Annotated in this window: 3 protein-coding genes; 2 read left to right on the plus strand and 1 reads right to left on the minus strand. The window is 40.2% G+C overall.

Annotated elements, in window-relative coordinates:
• Positions 1 to 3: 3 nt before the first annotated feature.
• The gene (locus F6K37_RS38510) at positions 4 to 231 is read right to left on the minus strand and encodes a hypothetical protein (protein WP_287256427.1); all 228 of its coding nucleotides are present in this window, start codon (positions 229 to 231) and stop codon (positions 4 to 6) included.
• Positions 232 to 243: 12 nt separating this feature from the next.
• On the opposite strand from F6K37_RS38510, the gene F6K37_RS38515 reads away from it, so the two are divergent.
• Together F6K37_RS38515 and F6K37_RS38520 are read left to right on the plus strand one after the other, a co-directional pair.
• Positions 244 to 423: a hypothetical protein gene (locus tag F6K37_RS38515; protein WP_287256429.1), complete on the plus strand. Its 180-nt coding sequence runs from the start codon at positions 244 to 246 to the stop codon at positions 421 to 423.
• A 227-nt stretch (positions 424 to 650) separates the two neighbouring features.
• Positions 651 to 2,009 carry an alkaline phosphatase family protein gene (locus F6K37_RS38520; protein WP_287256431.1) on the plus strand — a complete coding sequence of 453 codons (1,359 nt, stop codon included), beginning with the start codon at positions 651 to 653 and terminating at the stop codon, positions 2,007 to 2,009.
• Positions 2,010 to 2,355 lie beyond the last annotated feature (346 nt).

The following is a 2,355-nucleotide window of genomic DNA, read 5'->3' on the forward strand; positions in this document are numbered from 1 at the left end:
GTTTTACGGGATAATCAAGTACTTGACGGTAATTGTGATGAACTCTCCCGGAATGCCCGTTGGCTGAAGAGGAGTCCAGTCGGAAATTTCCGTGTAACGAAGTACATACAGGGTATGCATCGTATTAAGTATGGCCTTGCGGGACCCCTTTAAAATATGCTGAACAGGGATTTTTTTTGGGGAAGACTCGTCAGGATTATTATCTGAGTTAGGCGGTAATTGTGAAGGCATAAGGTGAACCTTTTGCTTTTTGTTTACATTTATAATCGTAATGATTATAAATATTTTTGTCAAGGGTTTTGGAAATTTATTTTTGGGAGCGGTAATTTAAATAAAGCGATCGCTTATGGGATGCGATCGCGTTTTTTTATGAGTAGTAAATTTCGGGAATCGGGAGTCGGGAATCGGGAGTCGGTTGAATAAATTAACTGGATATTATAAGTATGAACAACCCTAGGAAGCGTTCGCGTATCGTTTCTGTCAAAGCATCGCTTTTTCTATTATAAGGTATAGTTAATAGTAAAACTCTTCAATTAAAGTTGTATTTTTATTTGTGCTATGCTAAATTAGCAGGAGTTTTAATCCTCTATTTAAAAATCCTATAGGATAGCAGTTTTGATAGTAACGAGGTATACATTTTTTTTGGCCTCTTGCCTCTTGCCTCTTGCCTCTTGCCTCTTGCCTTTTGCCTCTTGCCTTTTGCCTTTTGCCTTTTGCCTTTTGCCTCTTGCCTTATGATTAACTCTGATTCTTTAAAAGCTATTGAAAACGCTAGACTAAATGACAACATTGGTAAGCCCCTTTATGATTCCTATTGTTTCTCCCAGATTCCCCAGATGATCTATCATCTGCTCACCGGTCAAGGAAACATGGGATTACCTAGGAGTGTATTAGGAGAATTACCGGAACGCTATGATAAGGTTATTCTGATTTTTGTTGATGCTTTCGGGTGGCGCTTTTTTCAGGACTATGTTGAACAATCGGAATTTTTGAAGCGGTTTGTAGTGGAAGGTGTCGCTTCTAAATTGACTACCCAGTTTCCTTCTACAACTGCTGCTCATGTGACTACTATTCACTCAGGGCTTCCGGTTGGTGAGAGTGGTGTCTTCCATTGGTTTTACTATGAGCCGCTGTTGGATGATATTATTGCTCCGTTGATGTTTTCGTTTGCGGGTGATAAGCAACGGGGAACCTTGCAAACAACTGGCATTTCTGAGCAAAGCCTTTTCCCTACCCAAACTCTCTATCAAAAATTGCAACAGTATGGTGTTAAATCTTATTGTTTTCAACACTACAATTATGCTTACTCTCCCTTTTCACGAGTGGTGTGTGATGGGGCAAGTATTGTTCCCTACAAAACCATTCCTGAAGCATTAGTTAACCTGACTGAAGCTGCGATCGCTGAATCCGATAAGAGCTACTTTTTCCTGTATTTGGATACTGTTGATGGCATGGCTCATAAATACGGTCCTGGCTCTGTCCAGTTCCAGGCTGAAGTTAGCACACTTTTGCTAACTATGGAGCGACTTTTATATCAGCAGGTAGCTGGTAAGCTGAAGAATACACTGTTACTAATTACCGCTGATCATGGACAAATAGAGATTTCACCAGAGACTACTATTTATTTGAATCAGCTTAATCCTTCCATTGAGCAGTTTATTAAACGGAATGCCCAAGGTAAACTGTTGGTGCCAGCAGGATCATGTCGGGATATGGTGTTGTATATTCAGGAAGACCATTTGGATAAAGTCTATGATTTGCTGACGGAGCAGTTGGCAGATCGAGCAACAGTGTATCGTACTACAACATTACTTGAGCAAGGCTATTTCGGTACAGGTGAAATATCGCCACTATTGCTGAATCGGTTAGGCAATATAGTGATTTTACCCCATAAGTATGAAACGGTTTGGTGGTATGAAGAAGACCGCTTTGAACAACATAAGTTGGGGGCTCATGGGGGATTGTCAAAGGAAGAGATGGAAACGATTTTGTTGGCTATTGATTGTTGAAGGTTTGGGAAGGTTGAAAGTTGAAGGTTTGGTAAGGTTGAAGGTTGAAGGTTTGGTAAGGTTGAAGGTTGAAGGTTGTTAGTCAGCTTGTAGGGTGGGCAAAAACCGTTTGCTTCAAATTAGTATTAATGATTAGATGACTTTGCCCACCCTACTTTAATTGGGATTTTTTTCACCTTTTAAGCTTGTAGGGTGGGCAAAAACCGTTGGCTTCAAATGAGTATTAATGATTAGATGACTTTGCCCACCCTACTTTAATTGGGATTTTTTTCACCTTTTAAGCTTGTAGGGTGGGCAAAAACCGTTGGCTTCAAATGAGTATTAATGATTAGATGACTTTGCCCAC

The organism is Moorena sp. SIO4E2, from assembly GCF_010671945.1.
GTDB lineage: Bacteria > Cyanobacteriota > Cyanobacteriia > Cyanobacteriales > Coleofasciculaceae > Moorena > Moorena producens.